At 35.7% G+C, this 21,000-nt stretch carries 17 protein-coding genes; 10 read left to right on the forward strand and 7 right to left on the reverse strand.

Annotated features, from left to right (window positions below; genetic code table 11):
• Nucleotides 1-21: 21 nt before the first annotated feature.
• Complete coding sequence (locus tag WAX74_RS07800) at nucleotides 22-810, forward strand: hypothetical protein (RefSeq protein ID WP_336497098.1); 789 nt, start codon at nucleotides 22-24, stop codon at nucleotides 808-810.
• Between the two features lie 44 nt (nucleotides 811-854).
• On the opposite strand, the gene menC is transcribed toward WAX74_RS07800, so the two are convergent.
• From menC to WAX74_RS07815, 3 genes are all read right to left on the reverse strand, one after another.
• Nucleotides 855-1,964, reverse strand: a complete 1,110-nt coding sequence (gene menC, locus WAX74_RS07805) for an o-succinylbenzoate synthase (RefSeq protein WP_336497099.1) — start codon at nucleotides 1,962-1,964, stop codon at nucleotides 855-857.
• Between the two features lie 95 nt (nucleotides 1,965-2,059).
• Nucleotides 2,060-3,190: a M20 peptidase aminoacylase family protein gene (locus WAX74_RS07810; RefSeq protein ID WP_336497100.1), complete on the reverse strand. Its 1,131-nt coding sequence runs from the start codon at nucleotides 3,188-3,190 to the stop codon at nucleotides 2,060-2,062.
• A 110-nt stretch (nucleotides 3,191-3,300) separates the two neighbouring features.
• Nucleotides 3,301-3,438 (reverse strand): hypothetical protein, encoded by a 138-nt coding sequence (locus WAX74_RS07815; RefSeq protein WP_336497101.1) that lies wholly within the window; start codon nucleotides 3,436-3,438, stop codon nucleotides 3,301-3,303.
• 229 nt (nucleotides 3,439-3,667) lie between these two features.
• On the opposite strand from WAX74_RS07815, the gene WAX74_RS07820 reads away from it, so the two are divergent.
• On the forward strand, nucleotides 3,668-3,904 hold the full coding sequence (locus WAX74_RS07820; RefSeq protein WP_336497102.1) for a hypothetical protein: 237 nt from the start codon (nucleotides 3,668-3,670) through the stop codon (nucleotides 3,902-3,904).
• Nucleotides 3,905-4,152: 248 nt separating this feature from the next.
• Here WAX74_RS07820 and WAX74_RS07825 read toward each other — a convergent pair whose 3' ends face one another.
• A complete protein-coding gene (locus WAX74_RS07825) occupies nucleotides 4,153-6,147 on the reverse strand; it encodes a thioredoxin domain-containing protein (RefSeq protein ID WP_336497103.1) in 1,995 nt (664 codons plus the stop codon).
• 217 nt (nucleotides 6,148-6,364) lie between these two features.
• Between WAX74_RS07825 and guaC the strand changes: the two genes are divergently transcribed.
• Entirely contained in the window at nucleotides 6,365-7,348 is a 984-nt protein-coding gene (gene guaC, locus WAX74_RS07830) for a GMP reductase (protein WP_336497104.1), read from the forward strand.
• 115 nt (nucleotides 7,349-7,463) lie between these two features.
• Nucleotides 7,464-7,892 carry a VOC family protein gene (locus WAX74_RS07835; RefSeq protein WP_336497105.1) on the forward strand — a complete coding sequence of 143 codons (429 nt, stop codon included), beginning with the start codon at nucleotides 7,464-7,466 and terminating at the stop codon, nucleotides 7,890-7,892.
• Between the two features lie 49 nt (nucleotides 7,893-7,941).
• On the opposite strand, the gene WAX74_RS07840 is transcribed toward WAX74_RS07835, so the two are convergent.
• Complete coding sequence (locus WAX74_RS07840; RefSeq protein ID WP_336497106.1) at nucleotides 7,942-9,297, reverse strand: FAD-binding oxidoreductase; 1,356 nt, start codon at nucleotides 9,295-9,297, stop codon at nucleotides 7,942-7,944.
• Between the two features lie 104 nt (nucleotides 9,298-9,401).
• On the opposite strand from WAX74_RS07840, the gene WAX74_RS07845 reads away from it, so the two are divergent.
• From WAX74_RS07845 to WAX74_RS07865, 5 genes are read left to right on the forward strand one after another with little or no spacing between them, the layout of a single operon-like run.
• Nucleotides 9,402-10,070 (forward strand): GntR family transcriptional regulator, encoded by a 669-nt coding sequence (locus WAX74_RS07845; protein ID WP_336497107.1) that lies wholly within the window; start codon nucleotides 9,402-9,404, stop codon nucleotides 10,068-10,070.
• Nucleotides 10,067-11,092 carry a DctP family TRAP transporter solute-binding subunit gene (locus WAX74_RS07850; RefSeq protein ID WP_336497108.1) on the forward strand — a complete coding sequence of 342 codons (1,026 nt, stop codon included), beginning with the start codon at nucleotides 10,067-10,069 and terminating at the stop codon, nucleotides 11,090-11,092. The genes WAX74_RS07845 and WAX74_RS07850 overlap by 4 nt, the downstream gene beginning before the upstream one ends.
• 26 nt (nucleotides 11,093-11,118) lie before the next feature.
• A complete protein-coding gene (locus WAX74_RS07855) occupies nucleotides 11,119-11,613 on the forward strand; it encodes a TRAP transporter small permease (RefSeq protein WP_336497109.1) in 495 nt (164 codons plus the stop codon).
• Nucleotides 11,610-12,893 (forward strand): TRAP transporter large permease, encoded by a 1,284-nt coding sequence (locus tag WAX74_RS07860; protein ID WP_336497110.1) that lies wholly within the window; start codon nucleotides 11,610-11,612, stop codon nucleotides 12,891-12,893. The genes WAX74_RS07855 and WAX74_RS07860 overlap by 4 nt, the downstream gene beginning before the upstream one ends.
• 27 nt (nucleotides 12,894-12,920) lie before the next feature.
• On the forward strand, nucleotides 12,921-14,081 hold the full coding sequence (locus WAX74_RS07865) for an aminotransferase class I/II-fold pyridoxal phosphate-dependent enzyme (protein WP_336497111.1): 1,161 nt from the start codon (nucleotides 12,921-12,923) through the stop codon (nucleotides 14,079-14,081).
• Between the two features lie 504 nt (nucleotides 14,082-14,585).
• Here WAX74_RS07865 and WAX74_RS07870 read toward each other — a convergent pair.
• Both WAX74_RS07870 and secA read right to left on the reverse strand, forming a co-directional pair.
• On the reverse strand, nucleotides 14,586-15,494 hold the full coding sequence (locus WAX74_RS07870; protein WP_336497112.1) for an LCP family glycopolymer transferase: 909 nt from the start codon (nucleotides 15,492-15,494) through the stop codon (nucleotides 14,586-14,588).
• Nucleotides 15,495-16,125: 631 nt separating this feature from the next.
• On the reverse strand, nucleotides 16,126-18,495 hold the full coding sequence (secA, locus tag WAX74_RS07875; RefSeq protein ID WP_336497113.1) for a preprotein translocase subunit SecA: 2,370 nt from the start codon (nucleotides 18,493-18,495) through the stop codon (nucleotides 16,126-16,128).
• A 164-nt stretch (nucleotides 18,496-18,659) separates the two neighbouring features.
• Between secA and WAX74_RS07880 the strand changes: the two genes are divergently transcribed.
• Nucleotides 18,660-20,987 carry a hypothetical protein gene (locus tag WAX74_RS07880; RefSeq protein WP_336497114.1) on the forward strand — a complete coding sequence of 776 codons (2,328 nt, stop codon included), beginning with the start codon at nucleotides 18,660-18,662 and terminating at the stop codon, nucleotides 20,985-20,987.
• Nucleotides 20,988-21,000 lie beyond the last annotated feature (13 nt).

A 21,000-nucleotide genomic window follows, 5' to 3' on the forward strand; every position in this document is an offset into this window, starting at 1 on the left:
AAGAAAGAGGAGGAATTTTGTATGAAGAAAAGCACAATGAAAGTTTCTGCAGCAACCGCACTGTTATATGCATCTTTGCTCGGAGGACCATTAGTTGGTAATGCTCAGGGAGACGATGGAAGAGATAGAGATAAGGAAAGAAATAATTCAAGTGAATGGAAACAGTTTCATCAAATGAAGGAAAAATTTAAAGATCAAGAAAGAAACAAACGACACTTCGACTATAAAAGTAGGTATAAAGATTATGACGAAAACAATATTAAAGGTGTAACTAACGTAAAAGACAGCCAAATGGACAAAACAAAAGACAATAAAAAAGAAACAATCGAACAAAAGCCAATTCCTCTAGTTACCTATGAACAAGCAAATTCCTATGGCAAAAACACCATATTACCATTAATATCAGCAATTGAAACAGCAAAAGCAACGAAAGATTGGGAGGCGCTTGAAAATTATTATCACTTACTTTCTAAAGAGCTGAGAAAAGGGACGTCCATATTTTACAAAGTGGATGGAAAACAAAATCGTGAATCTTTAATCTCAGTGTATAAGATTCCTGCGCAAGAAAAGCGTACTGAACTTGTTTTGCCAATAACTATATATATGGCTTTAGAAAACGTTAATAACACTATGGATAAAGGCGAAACAATTAACTTAAGCTATCAAATGGAAGAAGTAAGAGCATTAGTGAACAAATTAGAAGGGGTGGATAATAATCCCCTCCTAGAAGATTTAGTAGCTCAAGTAAATGCAACTGATAACAAATTAAACTTATTAGCTAAAAATACGAATAGATTAGAAGTAAATTAATCAATAAAAAGGGTTCAGATTCTAAAACATCTGACCCTTTTTTATCATGCTTTAAAATAAAATTGCTCTACTGTGAAACGATCCATCACTTCGAGATTTGGTTCATAACCAATGCCATAAGCATTTGGCACAGTAATATAGCCGTCATCTGCTACTACTTCTGGCTTGATAATATCTTGTTCCCAATACCGTGAAGAGCCTGATGTATCCCCTGGTAAAAGAAAGTTTGGCAGTGTTGTAAGTGCTATATTATGTGCACGTCCTATCCCAGCTTCGAGCATTCCGCCGCACCATACTGGTACACCTTTTTCCATGCAATAGTCATGAATTTTTTTCGCTTCAGTTAAACCACCAACGCGTCCAATTTTAATGTTAATCACTTTAGTGCTTCCAAGTTCAATTGCTTTACGTGCATCTTCCATGGAATGAATACTTTCGTCTAGACAAATTGGCGTTTTCAATTCTTTTTGAAGTTTTGCATGATCAATAATATCATCTGAGGCAAGTGGTTGCTCGATCATCATTAAATTGAAATCATCAAGCTGCTTTAATAAAGCTATATCTTTTAAAGTGTAGGCCGAGTTCGCATCAGCCATAAGTGGAACATCTGGATAAGCCTCTCGTAATGCATGAATAATTTCAATATCATTTCTTGGTTTAATTTTTACTTTTATGCGTTTATATCCATCTTTTATATAGGTTCCCACAAGTTCCACAAGTTCTTCTGTACTTTTTTGAATACCGATACTAATTCCAACTTCAATTTTTTTTGCAGTGCCACCAAGTGCTTCTGCAAGTGTTAATTTATTTCTTTTAGCATATAAATCCCAAATTGCTCCTTCAACTGCTGCTTTCGCCATATTATTTTTGCGCAGAGGAGCAAATACTTCGCTTACTTCATCTGGATGTCCAAAGTTTTTATCTAATACAAGTGGAATCAAAAAATCTCTAATTATGTGAAGATTCGTTTCGACCGTTTCTTCGTTATACCAGGGAGATGAAAAAGCTGTCGATTCACCCCAACCAGTGTTTCCGAATTCGTCCGTAACTTCTAATAATAGAAATTCTTTTACTTGCAGCGAACCAAAACTAGTAGTGAATGGTGACTTCATCGTCATGTTCATTTTTCGTATATTAATTTCTTTGATGATCATTTGATTGCTCCTTTGAAAACAATGGGCTGGTAATTTTTTATTATCGATTAATATTGTACCATTTGTTATCCGCTTATCATCTACAAAGGATTCTATCATTCGCTTCCTTTTTGGAATGTGTTGATGATTGTTCGAGCAAGTACTTCAATACCAGTGAAAATCGATTCATGCTTAAATGTCATGTTTGGGTGATGTAATCCTGGCGCTAAGTCACAACCTAGTCCGAGCATCGTCGCCTTGATGCCTGTTCTTTTTACAGGATAATAATGAAAATCTTCTCCACCAGGTGTCACAATAGGTGGTATACAAAATTCTTGTCCAATTGTACCGATAATTGCCTCTTTCATTATTTCGACTGCTGTTGCATCTACCTCTGCAGCAACAATTTCCGTCTCAACATGGTAGTCAATTGTAATTCGATGAAGAGCTGCAATAGAAAGTATAGCGTTTTCTACTTTTGCAATCAGTTCTTTCATTCCTATATTTGATTGCGCTCGCACGTCGATACTGAACTCTGCATTTCCTGGAATAATATTTCCTGATTCCCCACCGGCTTGAAATCTTGTAAGTTTTGCCGAATAAGATTCCATTGGGTCCAGGTAGATCGCTTGAATTGCATGTACAATCTGCGCTCCAACTTCAATAGCGTTTATACCAAGATGTGGTCTTGCCCCGTGTGCTTCTATTCCATGGATCTTGCCGGTCACTAGCTTTGCAGCTCCATGGATAATAGCTGGGGAGCAGTAACCATGCTCTAATTCTTGTATAGGTCTAAGGTGAACGCCATACAAATAGTCCAGATCATCAACTAAGCCCTTATGAATAAAAGAAAGGGCACCCGTACCTTTTTCTTCTGCCGGTTGAAATAATACTTTCAAAGTTCCTTGCTGAGGAACGCCTAGTTTTTTTAATAAAAGCAACGTACCAATTGCAATAGTCATATGTGCATCGTGACCACATGAATGATTTGCCTTGAATTCACCATTTACTTCCTGCCATAGAGCATCCATATCCGTTCGCAGGCCGACACATGGCTTTCCGCTACCAATAGTGACAACAAGTCCAGTAGAATCATCGAAAGTCGTTACATGAAACCCTTCTTTAACTAACAAATCAACTAAATATTTTGTAGTTTCAACTTCTTTCCAACTAACCTCCGGATTGTTATGCAGATGGTGAAATACCGATTCCACAATGGGCCTTATACCTTCTAACTCGTGATTCATATTTTATTTCCTTTCTTCTAAATTGTTCGTCTATTTACTTATCGGTGGAAAAAACCGATTATATATCTATTTAAAAAACCCCACAAATGTGGGGAACTAAGTAAAAAATTTTAATTGTCTTCTTGTACCAACTCTCGTTCATCAAGGAGATGAACTGGACTTCCTTCCGCAATCATATTAAGGGAAGCGATTAAATCTAAATTCTGTCTCATGGCCATTTCTTCCGAATCAACATAATTTGGATACAACAATTCTCCTCCTCAACTCTTTAAGACTAGTATATTTAGAAACGGGAAATTTATTTACAAATAAATGAAAATAAAATTTTGATTGATTAAACATATCCAAAAATGAATTATTAGTGCTAATAAATAGTCAAAATGCCATAGATTTAAATTACGAATAATTCTGATATTTGAAATAACTTAAATACAATATACCATAGTACATATATAGATAGGAATGGGGGTATGCCGGTTGAAAATTGAATATTTTGTAGAGGTTATGAATCAAAGTTTACGAAGAGTGGGCGAATCCGTAGAATATATGGAAATACATTCGAATATGAATAAAATGGAGCAGCATCAAATTATGCAGGCTATACTCGAATTAAGTGAACGTATTAAAATGATAGAAGCATATATGGAAAGTAGTAAGCAAATTCAGCTCGAGAATGATGGACAAGTCATTAACGACAGTGCATTCAGACTGTAGAAAACCTCGAATTTATTTTATATAGGATATGGGGTTTTCTGAAGCTTACCGCTCGCTTACCGCGGGCGAGCGGACGCTTCTCCAAACCAATAAAATGTTACCTTTTTTTATTTCCTATATTCAGAGGCAGAATAATCTTAAGGTAATAGAAATTAATGACAAGAATTCAAACTAAGAATTGAGAACAATTAGCCAATCGCCTTCTTTTCTTCAATTTAAAGGCACTAACCAAAGTGCCTTTTGGCCGTCTACGACAACTCTAGCATAATCTGTTCCAAATCAGTTAGTGGGGAGTGGCAAACGTTATTTTGACAAATCTGAACCGAAAGGGATGTATCCTCCTTTTTATGTGTCCAGACATCGTAAGGTCGATATGTTTTTTGGATGTAGTTTAATATTTCGACAGCAGGATCGCCATTTATTTTTATTTCACGGGCTTTGCCCATATAAGCCAGCTGTGCATTTAAAGTGGAAAGTACAGCTGATGGGTACTGGGTAGCATCGTCTGTAAATGCAGAAAAAATGCGCTCGACTTTATTCAGCAGCTCCATATCTTCTGTAATTTTTCCTAAACGCCAAAGCTGCATTGCTGCTGTTCCATTCCCTGAGGGTGTTGCGTTGTCTAATGCCGACTTTTCACGAATTAATAATTTTTCTGCTTCTTTATTAGTAAAATAGAAAGCCCCATTTTCTTTGTCTTCAAAATGGGAATAAAGAGTGGTTGCTAGTTTTTTTGCTTTCACTATATATTCTTCGTCTCCTGTTGCTTGATGAAATTCGATTAATGCCCAAATAAAATTACTGTAATCATCTAAGTATGCGTTGTGCTTTGCTTCGCCATCTCTATAGCGTGCAAAGAGTACATTCTCTTTTATTAAATGTTGATCGATAAACTGTAATCCTTTATCTGCAAGGTCAATAAATCTTGGTTCTGCAAAAGTAGCGCCAGCTTTTGCAAGCGCCGCAATAAGTAGTCCATTCCAAGAAGTAAGTATTTTATCATCTAGATGAGGGTATACACGAGTTTGACGTTTCTTTAACAATAGCTTGCGAGATACTTCCAGACGGTCTTCCAGCTCATCCAAAGAAATATCGTATTCCTCTACTAAGGATTTTGCATCCACATAAATTAAATTCGGAATATTTTTCCCTTCAAAGTTACCTTCCTCTGTAATATCATATGCTTTTGCAAAGAGGGTTCCTTCTTCTTCACCTAATATTTCCAATACTTCAGTTAGTGACCAAATATAATAAGTGCCTTCAGTACCTTCACTATCCGCATCAATCGCCGAATAAAAACCTCCATCGGGATGAGTCATTTCACGTTCGATAAATTCAACCGTGTTATAAACAATTTCTTTATATTGAGGAACTTCCGTAATTTGATAGGTTTCCGTATAAGCAAGGAGCAGCAATGCTTGGTCATATAACATTTTTTCAAAATGAGGAACTAGCCACAATTCATCTGTGGAATACCGAGCGAAACCGTATCCAATATGGTCGTAAATCCCACCACGTGCAATTCCGTCAAGTGTTACTTCCACCATGTTTAATGCATTCTCATCTTTATTTACATAATAATATCGCAATAAGAATAAAAGCTGTGTTGGTGAGGGAAACTTAGGAGCAGTTCCAAATCCACCATATTGTGTATCAAAATTACCAGTTAAATGTTGATATGCTTGATCAATCGTATTGGGTGGAATAGAGCTCTCTTTGGATTGAGGGCTTTCATTTAACGCAAATGTAAGTTGTTCGCCAATTTCAACAATCTGGGATTGTTCATTCTTATATATATTATAAATTTGTGGTAGAAGGTCGAGCATTCCTTGTTGTCCATATTCACTTTCTTTCGGAAAATAAGTACCTGCATGGAAAGGTTTTTGCTCTGCTGTCAAAAACACATGAAGTGGCCAACCGCCTTGACCAGTGAGCATCTGGCACACATTCATATAGATGGAATCGATATCAGGACGCTCTTCACGGTCTACTTTTATAGAAATAAAGTGCTTATTTAAAAGCTCCGCAACTTCTTGATCCTCAAAGGATTCTCTTTCCATCACATGACACCAGTGACAAGTACTATAACCAATACTCACGAATACAGGCTTGTTTTCTTGCTTTGCTTTTTCAAAAGCATCCTTTCCCCATGGATACCAATTCACTGGGTTATATGCGTGTTGCAAAAGATAAGGAGATTTCTCTTCGATCAGTCTATTTGGTTTGCTCTTATTAGTTGGCATTTGAACACCTTCTCACTTTTATATTGTATTCTTAGCTTTACATTACCCTTTATAGCAATAACTAATGCTATGAATGTTTCATCGTACTAAGGAAGAGAATTAAATGCTTTATTAATTTAAAACCTTTGACATTTACATGAAATTAATGTAAATTATCAAATGGACGAACATTTTAGTTCATCCTAATAATTAATATTCGTATTTAGGAGTGTTAAGCGTGGATAATGTATTTGATTATGAAGATATTCAATTAATTCCGGCAAAATGTGTAGTTAATAGCCGTTCAGAATGTGATACAACTGTTACTTTAGGTGGGCATACTTTTAAGTTGCCTGTCGTTCCTGCCAATATGCAGACTATTATAGACGATAAAATTGCAAATTACTTAGCAGAAAATGGTTATTTCTATATCATGCATCGTTTTGAGCCAGAAAAGCGTATTTCTTTTATTAAAGATATGCAATCACGTGGACTCATTGCATCGATTAGTGTTGGGGTCAAAGAAGAAGAATATACATTTATTGAACAATTAGCTGAAGAACAACTGGTTCCAGAGTTCATTACAATTGATATTGCCCATGGGCATTCAAATGCTGTGATCAATATGATTCAACATATAAAAAAACATATACCAGTTAGCTTTGTTATTGCTGGTAATGTTGGTACACCAGAAGCAGTAAGAGAGTTAGAAAATGCTGGTGCCGATGCAACTAAAGTAGGTATTGGACCAGGTAAAGTGTGTATTACAAAGATTAAAACAGGATTTGGTACAGGAGGTTGGCAATTAGCTGCACTTCGTTGGTGTGCAAAGGCTGCTAGTAAGCCGATCATCGCAGATGGAGGAATCCGCACACATGGGGATATCGCTAAATCTGTACGTTTTGGTGCTTCTATGGTAATGATTGGTTCTCTATTTGCTGGACACGAAGAGTCACCAGGAAAAACTATCGAAAAAGATGGAAAGCTTTGTAAGGAATATTTCGGTTCTGCTTCTGAATTCCAAAAAGGTGAAAAGAAAAACGTAGAAGGTAAAAAAATGTATGTGGAGCACAAAGGGCCATTAGAAGATACATTGAAAGAAATGGAACAAGACCTTCAATCCTCTATTTCTTATGCTGGTGGAAATAAACTAGATGCAATCCGAAATGTAGATTATGTAATTGTTAAAAACTCAATCTTTAATGGTGATAAAGTATATTAAACACTTTTTTCATAAAATTAACAAAGGTATATATTTTTTGAAACAGACAAATGCTACAATAATGTTGTCATTCATTATTAAATGAATAACATTAAAAAGTAGAGGAGTGTATCATATGGCTGTTGACGTATATCTTAATTTTAATGGAAATTGTCGCGAGGCTGCAGAGTTTTACGCAGAAGTTTTTAAAACAGAAAAGCCACAAATAATGACTTTTGGTGAAGCGCCACCAAGTCCCGATTACACACTACCAGAGGAAGCAAAAGATTTAGTTATGCATACTCGACTAAATATTAGTGGAAGTAATGTAATGTTTTCTGATGTTTTTCCTGGTTCTCCTTTTATTGAAGGTAACAATATTAGTCTTGCAGTTGTAAGTAAAGATGAAAATGAAATCAGATCAGCATTTGAAGCACTTAAAGAAGGCGGAAAAGTTGGAATGGAGCTCCAAGAAACTTTCTGGAGTAAATGCTACGGATCCGTGAAGGACAAGTTCGGTATCGAATGGCAATTGAGTCTTGAAACCGATCAAATGCCTCAATAGAATAGCAAGGACTGTACAACGTAATTTGTTGTACAGTCCTTTTTGGTTTTTATATATAAAACATTTTCCCAGGATTAAGAATGCCCTTCGGGTCAAATAATGCTTTGACCGACTTCATTAATTCAACAGCTTCCCCATGCTCGGCAACTTGGTATTTCATTTTCCCTAGACCTACCCCATGTTCACCAGTACATGTGCCACCAAGTTTGATCGCTTTCAGCGCAATTTGTGAGTTTGTATATTCTGCTTTTTCAACTTCTACAGAATTATTTGGATCATACATAACAAGCGTATGGAAGTTACCATCCCCAACGTGTCCAAATACTCCTCCTACTAGTCCGCTTTCTTCCAATAACTTACGACCAAATACAACCATTTCGGCCAATTTCGAAATAGGTACACATGAATCCGATCCCGTAGATACTTTCCCTTTAATATGCTTATATGCATATGCCATTTCATGTCGTGCTTTCCAAAGTTCTATACGTTCTTTCGAAGAATTTGCATGTTCCCAGTTTTTACAGCCAAATTCTTTCATTAGTTCTTCGACAACTGTAGCTTCTTCTTCCACGATATTCGGAGAGCCAGCAAATTCAAAGAAAAGGGAATGTGCTTCTGGAAATGTATAATTTCCGTATTCATTTACTTGTTTAATACTTTCAGCGTCCACTAGTTCCATGCGCATTATTTGAATACCACTTGATAGAACAGCTTGAGCAGCTTCTGCACATTCACCAGGAGTTTCAAATGTGCAACGTGCAGCTAAAACTTTTTCGGGAATACCATGCAATTTGACCGTAACCTTAGTTATGATACCTAGAGTTCCTTCAGAACCTGTGAAAATTCCGTTTAAATGATAACCAGAGGAGGATTTTTTCGCTTTTGAACCAGTATGTATAATACTTCCATTCGCTAGAACTACTTCTAAGTCCAATACTTGGTCCCGCATTGAGCCATAACGTACTGCTGTAGTACCACTAGCATTGGTCGCAACCATACCACCTATAGAAGCATCAGCACCTGGATCAATAGGGAAGTATAGTCCGTGTTTATTTACATACTCATTTAGCTGAAGACGTGTCATTCCAGGTTCTACCGTAATCATCAAATCTTCTGGGAAAAACTCCACTACTTTATTCATTTGATCAAAGTTTACTGAAATCCCTTTATTAATTGGAATGGCTTGGCCCTCTAAGCCAGAACCAGCACCATAAGGCGTTACTGGAACATCATATTCATTTGCTAATTGAAGTACTTTCACAACATCCTCCACATTTTCTGGGAAAAACACAAAATCTGGTTCTACCCGAGTATGGGAAGATTCATCTCCACTATGGCGATAAAGCTCCGATTCACTTTGGCTCACTTTTTGGTTTCCAAGTTTTTCAATTAAACCTTTCAACATAATTAAAAACACCTAACTTTCTAACAATTCTAAAATTTTTATTTACAAGAATAGTAGCATAATATATTATGCTTGTATACAGTATACAGGAAGGAGGGAGGCTATTGAAAAAGATACTTTCGAAAGAATCTCTTGCAGATCAAGCATTTAAGAGTATCAAGGATTCAATCATTGCCGGGAAGCTTGAACCAAAAGAAGAGTTACCAGAAGAAAAGTTAGCAATAGATTTAGGAATCAGTCGCACTCCAATACGAGAAGCATTGAAGAAGTTAGCGGCAGAAGGGCTCATACAGTTAAATAAAGCAAAGCCAGCAACTGTAGCGACTTTTTCAATAGATGATGCGCTGCATTATATGGAAATAAGAAGACTTTTAGAAATTTATAATATCAATAAAAATGCTGATAAAGTCACTGAAAAAATACTGTATGATTTACAAATCAATTTGGAAGAACAATTAAAGTCGATCAATCGTAATGATTTTCATTCATTTATTGATTTAGACAGAGAGTTCCATTTAATCCTTGCAAGTATTGGGGATAATTTGAAGTTAGGGGAGCTCATACATGATTCGAATGCTAGAGTTAATCGAGCATTTCTGATCCTTTCCAATACGTTACAAATGAGTGCTGAGAAAGCCCATCTCGAACACACGAAGATAGTAAAAGCACTTCAAAATCATCAAAAGGATTTAGCAAAACAACTTATGACAAGTCACCTAGATAATGTAGAAAAAAGATTTTTATCATATTTTACTCAGGGGGAAATAAAATGAAAAAATTATTCGCATTATTACTAATCATTGTTTTAGCACTATCCGCATGTGGAAGACCGACCGAAACAGTAACTACATCTAGTACAGGGAAGTCTGAAGGTTCATACACAATTCGAATCGCGTACTTAGTTTCTGAAGAGCAATCCTCTCATATTGCAGCTAAAACTTTTAAAGAAAAGCTTGAAAAAGAGTCTGATGGTCGGTTAAAAGTTGAGTTATATCCAAATGGACAACTATATGCATCAGACCGAGAAGCGATTGAAGCAGTTCAGCTTGGAAATATTGAAATGACCATTCCAGCCGTAGCACCTCTTGCATCATTTAATAAAAAATTTATGGTATTCGATTTACCATTTTTGTTTAATGATAATGACGCGGCATACCGAGCGTTGGATGGAGCTCTTGGAGAACAATTACTTGGAGAATTGGAGAACAATGATTTGAAGGGACTTGTTTTTGCTGAAAATGGCTTCCGTCATATGTCTAACAATAACGGTCCGATTCATGGGGTAGCGGACTTAAAAGGATTGAAATACCGTACACTTGAAAATCCAGTGCATACAGATACATTTAAAGCATTCGGTGCAAACGCATCACCATTTGCATTTGGTGAGTTATATACCGCACTTCAACAAAAAACATATGATGCAATGGAATCACCGATTTCTCTATATTACACAAACAAGTTTTATGAAGTACAAGACTACTTAACGATTACTTCACATGTTTATGCCGCAACTATTTTGTTAATGAATAATGACTTTTTCAATACATTACCTGAAGACCTTCAACAATTAGTTGTAAAGACTTCTGAAGAATATAGAACAGAACAACGTAAGCTTGCTCAAAAACAAGACGTAGATTTCTTAAACAAACTGAAAGAATCCGGAATGGAAGTGAATGAATTAACAACAGAAGAACGTGAAGAATTTAGAGCTGCAACGAAAACTGTTTACGATAAATACGTTTCAGAAATCGGTGAAGATTTAGTTAAAATGGCTGAAGATGCAAACAATCAATAATAAGGGAAAGGAATGAGGAAAGGTTTATGTTAAAGAAATTTGCGAAGTTTGAAGAAATCCTCCTTGTTTGGTCACTTGTTATTATGGTTGCCTTAATTTTTGGACAAGTAGTTGGTAGAAAAGTTTTTGAATCTGCTCCAAGTTGGACAGAGGAAATGGCGAGGTATATTCATATTTTTCAAGTTTGGATCGGCGCAAGCTATGCCGTAAAATTACGACAACATATAAGAGTGGAAGCGTTTGTTACACGCTTCCATGGAACTTTTCGTCAAGTACTAGAAACGATTTCAATTCTCATATGGTTTGTCATGGCACTTTTTTTGGCGGTATTTGGAACAGAACTAGTGTTGAGTAGTATTGAACATGGCCAACTAGCACCTGCTATGCAAATTCCAGTTTGGATTGCTTACTTAGCTATTCCACTTGGGGGTTTAGGAATGGCTATTCGATTAATTGTCCAACTAGTGGAGGTATGGAAAGGAAACTATGACAAACCAGCAGATGAGGAGATAATCGCATGACAGTAGCATTATTATTTGGTACGTTATTCATTTGCTTATTAGTCGGTGTGCCGATTGCCATCTCACTTGGGATTTCAGCTCTAGTTGCCATCTATTTTGGTTCTACATTACCCCTTGGGATTATTGCACAAAAAGCATTTACTTCTCTTGATTCATTTCCTTTATTGGCAATTCCTTTTTTCATGCTCGCGGGGGTGCTGATGAGTAAAGGTGGGGTTTCCAAACGTTTACTAGATATGGCTGCGGCAATGGTAGGTTGGGTTGTAGGTGGACTTTCTTTAGTGACTATTGTTGCTTCAATGTTTTTTGCGGCAATATCCGGTTCAGGTCCAGCAACGGTTGCGGCAATAGGTGGTTTTATGATTCCTGAAATGAAAAAGAAGAGATATGATGGCGGATTCGCGGCAGCAGTTTCTGCATCTGCGGGCTCTATTGGTGTTATTATTCCACCCTCTATTCCTTTTGTATTATATGGAGTAATAGGAAGTGTATCTGTAGGAAGTATGTTCTTAGCAGGTATTCTACCAGGAATTCTAATTGGAATTGTTCTAATGATAACAGCTTATATAATTGCGAAAAAGAGAGGGTATACTTCGGAAAAAAATGCGACTTTTTCATTTAAGGATGTATTAAAAGCTACTTTTGATGCAAAATGGGCACTGCTTATTCCGGTTATCATATTAGGTGGGATATATGGGGGATTTTTCTCTCCAACCGAAGCGGCGGTAGTAGCGGTGGTTTATTCTTTAATAGTAGGACTTTATGTATATAAAGAACTTACATGGAAAACTGTCTATGAATGTTTTCGAGAAGCAGTTGTTATTAATGCAACAACAATGATTATTATTGGACTTTCTGTTTCGTTTGCTTACTTTATGACGTTAGAACAAGTTCCAAATGATATTTCAACTTTCTTAACAGAATTATCTACTAATCCAATTGTCATTTTAATAGCGATTAATATCATACTATTAATAGTTGGTATGTTTATTGATACTATATCTGCGCTTGTGATTTTAACACCAATCTTATTGCCTATTGTAGTTGCAGTTGGCATTGATCCAATACATTTTGGCGTTATTTTAGTCGCTAACTTAGCGATTGGTTTTATCACACCGCCACTTGGTGTAAACTTATTTGTAGCCTCAAGTGTAGGAAATGTAAAGTTTGAAAAAATAGTCATGGCGGTTATTCCGTTTCTTTTCTCAATGATTATTTGTTTACTCGTCATTACATTTGTACCAAGTTTGTCTTTATGGCTACCAAGTTTTTTTAAGTAATATAAAGTGAAAGAAGGATGAAGTAGTATGTCTTTGAGCATCAATCCACGTGCTAATACACTAACAGTACCAGGAATTCGGCAGTTTTCTAATCAACTGGTTAACTTTCCGAACGCTATTAATTTAACAATTGGGCAGCCAGACTTTCCAACTCCAGTCGCAGTAAAAGAGGCGGGGATTCGAGCGATTGAACAGAACTTAACTGGATATTCTCATAATGCAGGATTACTAGAACTTAGAGAAGCGGTAAATACCTTTTTCTCGAATAAATACGGTTTCTCTTATGATCCTCAAAATGAAATTGTCATTACTAATGGAGCTAGTGAAGCAATTGACTCGATTTTCCGGACGATTTTAGAGGAGGGGGATGAGGTAATTTTACCAGCCCCAATATATTCAGGTTATGTCCCAGTAATTGAATTATGTGGTGCAAAAGTTGTCTATTTGGATACGACGGAAACGGGGTTTCAGCCATCAGCGAAAAATTTAGAGAGACTTATTACAGAAAAAACAAAAGCAATTTTGTTTAACAATCCTTCCAATCCTACTGGTGTTATAATACAAAAGGACACAATGGATGAATTAGTACAAATGCTGAAGGAAAAAGAAGTCTTTATCCTGACTGATGAAATATATAGTGAAAATACTTTCTCGGGTGAACATCATTCATTTGCTGCATATAAAGAGCTTCAACATAAACTTTTTTATATTCATGGTGTTTCGAAATCTCATTCAATGACTGGATGGCGTGTTGGATTCTTAATGGGACCAGCTACAATTATGAAACAAGTAATGTTGGTGCATGCATATAACTCAATTTGCGCTTCTTTACCTGCTCAACATGCTGCAATTGAAGCACTAACAAATTCAAAAGATACTCCAAGTGAGATGAACGTGGAATATGTGAAAAGACGTGATTATGTCTATAACCGTTTAGTTGGGATGGGATTCTCAGTAGAAAAGCCAAATGGTGCATTTTATATTTTCCCATCAATTAAAGCTTTTGGCATGAACTCATTTGATTTCGCAACGAAGTTGTTACAAGAAGGTGGAGTTGCAGTTGTTCCGGGTAGCACATTTACACCATATGGAGAAGGATATATTCGTATATCGTATGCCTATTCTATGGAAGTGCTTAAAGAAGGTTTAAATCGAGTAGAGAAATTTATTCAAACTATTCAAAAGTAATTTAGATAGGTTTTTAAGTCTATATAACTCTAAATTTATTAAGTTTAATATGTTCAAGTTACCGCTCAATTGTAGTTGATATAAATTTCAATCAAGTTACTGGTGTATAATTATTGAAAAAATAGTGGGGCTATCTAATAAGTCCCTAAAACAAAGCAGATGAAGAAAAGGGACTCGATTTTCTTCAACTGCTTTTGTATTTCCATCTAATAATGTTTATTAATGATTGGAGTGAAAGGCGGCGACTCCTGCGGGAAAGCGAGACAGTCCGGGACCCCGCACGTAGCGTATTAGATGAAGGAAGGCTAAGAGCGCCTCGTCCTGAGTCGCCGCCTTCATGACCAACATCCTGTTAGCCTGAGGAGGCTCGGCGCTCGCCCGCGGAAAGCGTCCGCCTGAAACGGAAATCTATCGCACTTATTAATAGAAGCTACGAAGAAAGAGGCTCCCTAAAAAGTCATTTTTATGACTTTCTGGATAGCCACTTATTATATAAATTAAAACTTATTCCATCTCTAAGTGCTCCCTCAACTGGTGAGAAACATTAGTCAGTTCCTGATCATCCATCAAATAATACCAAATGCCATCTATTCGAGTGCCTTCACCTTTTTCAAAAGATAAAGTTTCGATTTTATCCAGTGCATTTTTATATCCTTTTTGTATATCAATCATTTGTTCAAAGGTTATATTAGTCCGGATATTTTCCTGAATAGATGCTAAAAACTCTTTATATTTCCATAGATTATTGATGGTCGCTCCTTCTTTTATAATTGCTTGAAGTACTTGTTTTTGTCTAGATTGTCTTCCAAAATCTCCTTGAGGATCTTCCTTTCGCATGCGTACGTAGCTAAGTGCTTGCTCTCCGTCTAAATGAATGACTCCTTCTTTGAACGTATATCCTCCTTCTTGAAAAGAGCTTGGATTATCTACATTAACTCCCCCAATGATATCAACAATTTCTAAAAAACTCTCCATGTTTACTTGTAGTATATAATCAACTGGGATATTTAGAAGGTTTTCAATAGAATCCAAGGACATTTCAATTCCACCGAATGCATAGGCGTGGTTAATTTTATCAAGTTTATCTTTTCCAATAATTTCGGTGTATGTATCTCGAGGAATGCTCACCATTTTCGTTGAATTTGTCGTTGGGTTTACAGTTAAAACAATCATAGTATCCGAACGTCCCTTATCTCCTTCTCTTTCATCGACCCCAAGAAGTAGTAATGAGAAGGGTTCTTTTTTTACAAGTTCAACTTCGGTCGTTCTTAATTCGGAAACCTTTCGTATTTCTGGTTCATGTATTGTTTCAATGGTAGTTGTAACATCATTATAAATACTTGCTGCATAGACAATTCCACCTATTAAAATGCAGGAAATAATCGTGATCCAGATAATTTTCTTTTTGGCCATAGAATCCTCGTTTCTTTTATGCGTAAATGTATTGTTATTAGTATGTAATAAACAATTAAATTATTATTAAGTAGTACTTTCAGTATGGATAATCACTAAAATTGTTAAACGTAATGCAAAATTATTCCAACTAGCTCTTTCACTCAATGATTTGAAGGTGGGTATATATAGTGATAACGGGAGAAATAATGAAGACCAGCTTATATCGATTAAACAAAATGATACGGAGGATTTGAAATTTAACTTAACTGGGGCTGAAGAATGATGGGTTCATCTATGGATATGGAGAAAAAACTGTATAACAAAATAAATAAATGCTGGTAGGTGCTTTCCATGATTTCAACCCAAGAACCCCTCATAAATGGCAATCTAGAAGTAGACAAAGAAATAAGGCACTTTCTGCTCATTTTTGAACAGAAAGTGCCTTATTTTTATTCAATAAACAATTACGTTACTTAAAACATAGGTTTTTCAGTTCTCTCAGTTGGAACTGCTAGGGACTCAACAAGCTAATGGAATCGCACTTGGGACTGATGGGTAACATCTATTTTACAACTGCAGGAGATATTTGGAGATATAACAAATAAAAAAGTCAGTACCCTAAAAAATCTTCTAGGTACTGACCTTTACTTTATTCTTCTATTTTCGTAGCATTCAGTTGTAAATAATATCGAATGACATCACGGAAGAACGAGTGAAGCATTTCATTGAATAAATGAAGTGCATCGAATGAATATAGTCGATATGGATCTTCTTGCGAATAGCCTCTAATACTAATACCTTCTCTTAAATGATAAAGATTATCTAGGTGAGTAATCCAATACCTATCTAATGTTTCTAAATAGATAGGTTTAATATCGCTCCATATTCCATCATCTTTTCCTGTATTGTTTAATATGTCTAGAGCTATATTGTAAACGTCTTCTAGAGTTTTCGTAAGTTGTTCTTTATTATCAGTTTTTGAAGCTTCGAGTATTCTTTCGTCATTAGAAGTCAACATATTGATAATTTGTATCTCATCAATAATCTCTTTAAAAGAAGACGAATCAGTAGTTTCATCTAAGTTTAACTCGGGAATTTCTTCTACTAATCCGTAAAATCTTTCTTGTAAAGCATTTTCAATAAGCGACTGCATATTTTCTGCTTTTAATGCTTTTTCGCGATAGTTATACATAACCTTTTGTTGGTCGTTGTTGATGTCATCCAATTTTAATAGATGCGAGCGACTAGAGAAATGCATGCCTTCAATAACATTTTGTACATTATATACAAACTTTGTAGGATTAGGTGAAAGAATTAAGCCTGTGTTATCTGTTTTCACTTTACCTTTATACTTATCAAATTCTTCTTCATCGTAGTAATGGAAAAGCTCATCTTCAAGTGAAACGATAAACTGGGTGCTACCTGGATCACCTTGACGTCCGCCACGGCCACGAAGCTGCATGTCAATTCGGGCACTACTGTGAAGCTCCGTACCGATAATATGTAAACCACCTAACTCAGTTACACCTTCACCTAAAATAATATCTGTTCCTCGTCCGGCCATATTCGTTGCTAACATAATTTTATTCATTTGCCCCGCACTTGCAATTAGTTCCGCTTCATCTTCTACGGTTTTTGCATTTAAAATAGAATGTTCAATTCCTAATTCATATAAGTGAGTAGAATATTTTTCAGACTGCTCGATAGAAGTGGTTCCTATTAATACTGGGCGTCCAATCTTATGAAATTTTTGCGTTTCTTCTACAATTTTTTTCATTTTATCTTGAGCCGTTAAGTAAACTAGTGTGTCCATATCTATACGTTTGTTTGGTTTATTCGTTGGAATTTCAGTAACTCTCAAATTATACGTTTCCCAAAATTCATCACGAGAAGGTACGGCACTTCCTGTCATACCTGATACATGTTTATATAGTCTAAAGTAATGCTGAATCATCACAGAAGCTTGCGTATTATTTTCTTCTTTAACTGTAACCTTTTCTTTAGCTTCGATTGCCTGGTGGAGTCCATCACTAAATGTACGGCCTTCCATAATACGGCCTGTATAAGGGTCGACAATCATAATCTTATCGTCTTTCACGATATAATCTACATCTTTGCGCATGACAACTTTAGCTCGAAGGGTTTGCATGGCAATATGCATAAATTCACGGTGCTCGCTATCGTATACATTATCGATGCCAAAAGCTGCTTCTAAACGGTCTGCACCATTATCGAGCAAAACGATTTGTTTCGTTTCAGGATAATACTTATAGTCTTCATCGTCTTGGAAGGAGTCGATTACAAGATGCATAATTGGGAATAAATTTAAACTTGCATTAGACTTTCCTGCAATAATTAAAGGCGTTCTCGCTTCATCTATTAATATACTATCTACTTCATCAATTAAAGCATAAAATAATGGTCTCTGTACAAGCTGGTCTTCGCTTTGAACCATATGGTCTCTTAAATAATCAAAGCCAAATTCGGTCCCTGTCCCATAAGTAATATCACAATTGTAAGCAGCCTGCTTTTCTTCTGATTCCATACCTGAAGCATTTAGTCCAACTGTTAAACCTAAAAATTCAAACAAAGGCTTCATTTGTTCGTAATCACGACTTGCCAAATATTCGTTTGCTGTAATAATGTGAGTCCCTTTTCCAAATAGAGCCATAACATATGCAGGGAGAGTAGCAACTAATGTTTTTCCTTCTCCTGTTTGCATTTGCGCTATTTGAGACTGTGTTAAAACTGCACCACCCATTAATTGAGAGTCATAATGGCGCTTATCTAATACACGTTTGGAGGACTCTCGAACAACCGCAAATGCCTCAACTATTAATTCTTCTGGTGAAACCCCACTGTTTAATTGTTCACGAAACAGATCTGAATAATCTTTAAGTTCAGCGTCTGTTTTATTTGTAAATGAATCCTCTAAAGCATTTATTTTAGAAACTATTTTTTTGAGCTGTTTTAGTTCAATGACTTCGCCTGAAATCATTTTTTTTATAGAATGTAACATTTTCATTCTCCCTACTTTTAAATTCCAAGTCTATTATATCATGAAAAAATCATGCTAGCATTTTCTAGTTAAATTGCTAATATTTCAATTATATTACAAGAATAAGTTTTAAATGTTACCAAATGATGTTAATGTTATTATATAAAATAAGGGGGAAGAGTATTTTGAAGAAAGTTTATTTACCAATTATTGCCGCAATTATTGCAACGCCAATAGGAAATATTGCAAGTGCTGAAGCGCTTACAAACTCAAAAGAGCTAATTAAGACAGAAGAAGGAGTGGAATATACAGAAGAAATATTAGAAGTAGATAATTCAGAAGAATGGTTAGAGGATGTTATAGAGATAGAGCCAGTGGAAGAAGTAGTTGTCGAGGAAGGGTACGAAAACCTAGGTCCCTTAATTTATAAATCTTCCGCAATTTCATCAAAAATTGCAGCAAATAATGAGGGAGACTACTTTATTTATTACATCATGCACGGATCTCCAGCAGCGTTAGTAGTTGTAGACTATGAAACGAAAGAAATAGTACATACATTTACATTAGAAGATTCAAAAAGCGCCTGGGGATTAGACGTTGATGAGAATGGAAAGCTTTGGATTGGTGGATCAGTAGCGAGTGTTCTTTATAGTTATGATCCAAACACAGAAGAATTTGAAAAGCATGGTAGTATTTTTTCAAATAAAAGTGATACGTCAATTCAAGATTTAATCGTTTCTGGAAACAAGGTTTATGCTGGATCTGCTTACGGTGGGTCACTCGTTGCTTATGACACGGAGACAAAGGAGATAGAAGAGTTCGGGCAAATTCGTAAAAGAAAAGAATTTGTAAAAGCAATTGAAGCAGATGAAAAAACAAATGAAATATTTGTTTCAATCGGTTCGCCAATGGATTTATTAGTGAAAAAGCCTAAAGCAAAGAATTTCACTTCATTTTTACCAGCAAAATATATGTCTGAAAAATATGCACAAGATTTAATCTTAACAGATGATTATTTAGTTGCAAGATTATATCCAACTAATGTTGCAGTTGTATTTGATAGAAAAACTCTAAAGATAGTAGATGAGTTTGAATTAAAATCAAAAACAGTTTCAACATTGTCTCCAGATGGAAAATCACTATATTATACAAAAGCTGAGCAATTAATAAAATATGATTTTGAAACAAAAGAACATACAGAACTTGGTTTATATTTACCAAAAGGAACAGAAGCAATCAACTTGGATTTCATCTTAAAAGAATCGGAAAAGGTAATAGAAGATGAGACTAAAGAAAAAGATAAATCTCAAAAAGAAGTTATAGATGAAAAAGATTCTAATGTTCTTCCTATTAACCCATTACTGAAAAGCACTCCCACAGTAATCGATCCTACTTTAAAGCAACCTGTCATTGAAGTACCAATAACTGAAGAGCCTATCATTGAAGAACCTATCGTAGAAGAACCAGTGGAAGAAGAACCTAAGGAATGGATTTTATCTGGAATGGTTGATAATCTAGGTCAACTATTTGAATATAATCCACAGACATCTGAAATGACACATCTTCAATTTGAATTACCTGAGCAACCAGTAGAATTATATACACTAGCATCAAGCTCAGATGGGACAAAAATATTTGCCAATGGGTATATGTCAGGTGGACTTGGTGTATATGACGTAGCAACAGGCAACAAAGAATTGTACCGAAATATTAGTCAGATTGAATCAATGTTTGATATTAATAATAAGCTATATATTGGTGCATATCCACTTGCTAGATTGCTAGTTTATGATCGTTCAAAGCCTTGGGATACAGCAAATCCAAAAGAAGTTATTCGTATGAATCAATATGGACAAGAAAGAACAACTGCTGTAGCTCCTTATAAAGATGGAAAAGAAATTATATTTGGGACATTGCCAGATGCAAGTGTTGGCGGTGGGGCTTTAGCATTTTACGATACAGCTACAGAAAAAATGGAAATATATGAAAACTATATATATAACCAGAGCATTGTTTCTCTAGTAAGTAGAGGAACAGAAGTATTCGGGGGTACATCTATCCATGCAAATCAACAAGTAAATCCAAGGGGAGCAAGATTATTTTACTTTAATAGAAGTAATCCTGAAGACAAAAAGTATATTCATTTACCATTCGATTCTAGTATGATTACAAGTCTATTCGTAGATAAAGAGAATAAAGTATGGGGAATGGCAGACGGAAAACTTTTCATTTATACGGATGAATGGACAGATATAAAATACATTGAATTATTACCTTTAATCTCTGGACGGTTCCGTAATGCGCAAATCGTTGAGGGTGACGATGGCTATATTTACGGAAGTGTAGAAGGAAGACTCTTTAGAGTTACAAAAGATTTACAAGTAGAATGGTTGAAGGACAAAGGGGTCTATGGCCTTGAGAAGGACATGAATGGAAACCTATATTATTACGATGGAAGTAATCTATGGAAATACACAATTGAAAAAAATCGCGAAAAAAAACAACAAGAGTAAGGAGCATTCCAAT

The sequence above is a fragment of the Psychrobacillus mangrovi genome, from assembly GCF_037104765.1.
GTDB lineage: Bacteria > Bacillota > Bacilli > Bacillales_A > Planococcaceae > Psychrobacillus > Psychrobacillus mangrovi.